Genomic DNA, 4,434 nt, shown 5'->3' on the forward strand with positions numbered 1-4,434 from the left:
CCTTGTAGTCGATGCAGGCATCGAAGCCCAGTTCCTCGACCGCATAGCGGCACTTGTCGGCACCGCCGGCAATGCCCACGGCACGGCAACCACGCGCCTTGGCCAGGGCCGCGAAGGCGCTGCCGACGGCGCCGGTGGCAGCGCTCACCACCACGGTGTCACCCTCCTTGGGGGCGATGATCTTGACCAGGCCGTACCAGGCCGTCACGCCGGGCATGCCCACGGCGCCCAGGTAGTGCGACAGCGGCACATGCGTGGTGTCCACCTTGCGCAGCGCGCCCGGGGCATTGGCATCGACCACGCTGTACTCCTGCCAGCCGCCCATGCCGACGACCTTGTCGCCCACGGCGTATTTGGGGCTACGGCTTTCGGCCACCTCGCCCACGGTGCCGCCGATCATGACTTCGCCCAGCGCCTGCGAGGCCGCGTAGCTCTTGCTCTCGTTCATGCGGCCGCGCATGTAGGGGTCCAGGCTCAGGTAGTGGTGGCGCACCAGCACCTGGCCCTCCTGCAGCGCGGGCGTGTCGCTGGCCACGAGCTTGAAGTTGCCGGCAACGGCCTCACCCTGCGGGCGGTTGTCGAGCACGATCTGTTGGTTGCGGGCCATGGGGAACTCCTTGAAAAACAAATGGGGGATGGTGGAGAGGCCCATGGCCTCTCGGGGAAGAGCTCAGTCGCTCGAAATCGACTTCAGCGGTTGGCCGGTGGCCGGATCGACCGCGCGGCGCACGTACTTGAAGGTGCCGGTGGCATGGCTGCACAGGCGTCCCTCGGCGTCGTAGACCGAACCTTCGGTGAAGGCCATCGAGGCGGTGCGGTGCAGCAGGCGGCCCTTGGCCACCAGCGGGCCGCGTGCGGCCTGCATGAAGCTGGTCTTCATCTCGATGGTGACCACGCCGTGGTCGGGTGTCTCGCTGCGCGCTGCCGTGGCCATAGCCACGTCCAGCAGGGTCATGGTGGCGCCGCCGTGCGTGACATCGAACGAATTGCGGTGCTCGGGCGCCGCCTCGTAACGCAGCTCCGACTCGCCCTGCGCCATGCGGTGCAGCGTGAAGCCCAGGTGGCTGACGAAAGGAATGGGAACACCGAAATTCAGCACAGGCAACTCCAGAATGCAAAGGGGAAAGCTGCAAGCATAGCCCCGCCGGGGCCGCTCGGCAGCCTGCCTGCACGCCGCCGACGCGCAGGCGCTGGCCTCAGCCTCCGGTGACGATGCTCACACCGCCATCGACGGCCAGCCACTGGCCGGTGATGTGCTTGCCGGCGTCCGAGGCATACAGCGCGCACAGACCCTTGAGGTCCTCGTCGTCGCCCAGGCGGCCCAGCGGGGCGTGGGCAGCCAGGGCCTCCTCGCCCATGGCCTTCAAGGTGCCCACCGTCATCTTGCTCGGGAAGAAGCCGGGGCAGATGGCGTTGACGCGGATGCCATATTGGCCCCATTCGGCAGCCAGCGCACGCGTGAAGTTGATCACCGCACCCTTGGAGGTGTTGTAAGCAATGGTGTTCATGCCCTTGGGGTTGCCGCCCAAGCCGGCGATGGACGCCACGTTGATGATGCTGCCGCTGCGGCGGCCGATCATGCTGTGCTTGGCGATGTGCTGCGACAGGATGAAGTAGCCGCGCACGTTGAGGTTCATGACCTTGTCCCAGGCCTCCACGGGGTGGTCTTCGGCCGGCGCACCCCATGCGGCGCCCGCGTTGTTGAGCAGGATGTCCACATGGCCCAGGCGCGCCAGGGTCTCGTCGGCCAGGCGGCGGATATCGGCTTCGTTGGCGCAGTCGGCCGCGATCCACTGGGCATCGATGCCGGCGGCCTTGAGCTCGGTAGCGGCCTCTTCCAGGTCGGAGGCCTTGCGCGAGCTCAGCAGCACCTTGGCGCCGGCCTCGCCCAGCGCCTGCGCCAGTTGCAGGCCCAGGCCACGCGAGCCGCCGGTCACCAGGGCGGTCTTGCCGCTCAGGTCGAACAGTTGTTGGATGGTGCGGGTGGTCATGTCGTCGTCTCCTTGGGTTGTCGTAGAGGGAGGGCCCAGGGCCTTTCAGGCCCCGCGCGGGAAAGGAAAGCTTGCCCCGGCATTGTGCGGCGCAAAACCAGGCGGCCTTGTCACCCGTCGGACTTGAGGCGTGAGCGCACGCCGATGAGCACCAGGCCCGCCGCCACCAGGGCGCCGCCCGCCAGGCCCAGCGACCAGCCCAGCGGCTCGTCCGCTGCTGCCGTGGCAATTCCGAGGACCAGCGCGAGCAGGCCCCCGTAGATCAGTGCCCAGATGAGCTGGTGCATGCGCTCCAGGGTGCGCTGCGCGGGCATCAGAAGGCCTCTTCGGGGAACTCGGCGCAGGTCGGGTCGCGGCTGCTCACGACCTGCAGCCAGGCGCCGATCTTGGGCAGCTCGTAGTGGAAGAAGAAGCGCATGGACCCCATTCTGCCCACGCTGGCGGCCTGTGCGAGCTGCGCATCGGCCTGCAGCGTGGCCAGGGCCACGTCCAGCCAGACCCAGGCCAGCACCGTGTGGCCGAAGGCCTGCATGTAGGGCACGGCATTGGCCAGTGCATCGGTGGGCCGGCCCGTGGACCAGGCCGCTTTGGTGGCAGCGCCCACCTGCTGCAGCGCGCTGCCCAGGGCATTGGCGTGCGCAGCAAGTTCGGGCACCTGGATGGCGCGCTCGATGGTGGCGTTGATGCGGGCGGCCAGCAATTGCAGGCCGCGGCCGTTTTCCATCAGCACCTTGCGGCCCAGCAGGTCCATGGCCTGGATGCCGTGCGTGCCCTCGTGGATCATGTTCAGGCGGTTGTCGCGCCAGTACTGCTCCACCGGGAAGTCGCGCGTGTAGCCGTAGCCGCCATGGATCTGGATGGCCAGGCTGTTGGCCTCCAGACACCATTCGCTGGGCCAGCTCTTGGCGATGGGAGTGAGCACTTCCAGCAGCAGGCGCGCCTCGTCGGCGGCGGCCGAATCGCCCGTGGCCTGCTCGTCCACCAGGCGCGCGCAGAACAGGTTGAGCGCGAGCGCGCCCTCGCCATAGGACTTCTGCGCCAGCAGCATGCGCTTGACGTCGGCGTGCTCGATGATGCGCACCTGCGGCTGGGCCACATCCTTGACCACGGCGGCGGCCGCGGCATCCTTGTCCTTGGGATTCTGCACCGGGCGGCCCTGCGGGCGGTTCTTGGCGTAGTCGAGGCTGGCGTAGTAGCCTGCCAGGCCCAGCATGGTGGCCGCCATGCCAATGCCGATGCGCGCCTCGTTCATCATGTGGAACATGCAATGCAGGCCCTTGCCGGCCTGGCCGACCAGGTAACCCACGGCGCCGGCCTCGCCATCGACCGGGTACTTGCCCTCGCCGAAGTTGAGCAGCGTGTTGGTGGTGCCGCGCCAGCCGAGCTTGTGGTTCAGGCCCGCCAGCGCCACGTCGTTGCGCACGCCGGTCAGATTGCCCTCGATGTCCACAAGCTTCTTGGGCACGATGAACAGCGAGATGCCGCGGGTGCCGGGCACCAGCTTGCCATCGGGCCCGGGGATCTTGGCCAGCACCAGGTGGATGATGTTCTCGGTGAGCTCATGCTCACCGGCCGAGATCCACATCTTGTTGCCCTTCAAGCGGTAGCGCGGGCCCAGCGGATCGCTTTCGAAACCCGCACCATCGGGCACGGCGCGCGTGGCCACGTCGCTCAGGCTGGAGCCGGCCTGCGGCTCCGACAGGCACATGGTGCCCGAAACACGCCCCGAGAACTCGTTGAGCGCAAAGACCTTCTGCTGCGCCTCGGTGCCATGCACCATCAGCAGGTTGGCATTGCCCACCGTGAGCAGGCCCGAGCCCATGCTGATGGACGCCAGGCCGAAGAAGCTGTTGGCCGCCGCCTCCACCGTGTAGGGCAGCTGCATGCCGCCGATGTCGTAGTCCTGCGCGGCGCTGAGCATGCCCGAGGCGGCATAGGCCTTCTGCGCATCGTAGGTGCACTGCGGCAGGATGACCTTGTCGCCATCGAACTGCGGCTCCTGCGCATCGACAGAGCGGTTGAAGGGCGCGTACTTCTCGCGCGCGATGCGCTCGCAGGTGTCGAGCACGGCGTCGAAGGTGTCGCGCGAATGGTCGGCAAAGCGCTCGCGCCCAGGCAGGTTCTGGGCGTCAAGCCACTGGTAAAGAAGGAATTCGACGGTGGGACGGTAGCTCATGTGTGAAAACCCTGGAGAAAACGCGCACGCAGCGCGGGGTGCACCACCGGCCCACAGCACCACCGCACGGGGCGGCGCTTGCCTGCCTGGCGGCGGCTACTTCTTTTGGTTCAGGACGACTTCGGCAAAGCACCAGTACTCCATGTCGTCCTCGGGCTTGGGCTGGCAGTTGTTCTCGCCCAATTGCAGGCGCCGCGCCGTGGCCGGCAGGCCGGGGAACTGGACCTTCAGGATCTTGCGGTTGCCGGGCCGGATGGTGTCCATGCC

Annotated in this window: 4 protein-coding genes and 1 pseudogene; all 5 read right to left on the bottom strand. The window is 67.6% G+C overall.

The window, feature by feature from the left end:
• Nucleotides 1-607: pseudogene (locus tag ACK59X_RS04500) on the bottom strand (NADP-dependent oxidoreductase); the annotation flags it as partial.
• Between the two features lie 63 nt (nt 608-670).
• On the bottom strand, nt 671-1,099 hold the full coding sequence (locus ACK59X_RS04505) for a PaaI family thioesterase (protein WP_409955530.1): 429 nt from the start codon (nt 1,097-1,099) through the stop codon (nt 671-673).
• 97 nt (nt 1,100-1,196) lie between these two features.
• Nucleotides 1,197-1,991: an SDR family oxidoreductase gene (locus ACK59X_RS04510; RefSeq protein WP_409955532.1), complete on the bottom strand. Its 795-nt coding sequence runs from the start codon at nt 1,989-1,991 to the stop codon at nt 1,197-1,199.
• A 110-nt stretch (nt 1,992-2,101) separates the two neighbouring features.
• Complete coding sequence (locus tag ACK59X_RS04515; protein ID WP_409955534.1) at nt 2,102-2,305, bottom strand: hypothetical protein; 204 nt, start codon at nt 2,303-2,305, stop codon at nt 2,102-2,104.
• Nucleotides 2,305-4,167: an acyl-CoA dehydrogenase gene (locus ACK59X_RS04520; protein WP_409955536.1), complete on the bottom strand. Its 1,863-nt coding sequence runs from the start codon at nt 4,165-4,167 to the stop codon at nt 2,305-2,307. The genes ACK59X_RS04515 and ACK59X_RS04520 overlap by 1 nt, the downstream gene beginning before the upstream one ends.
• Nucleotides 4,168-4,434 lie beyond the last annotated feature (267 nt).

This window comes from Acidovorax sp. (assembly GCF_046339755.1).
In the GTDB taxonomy this organism is placed as follows: Bacteria; Pseudomonadota; Gammaproteobacteria; order Burkholderiales; family Burkholderiaceae_C; genus Acidovorax.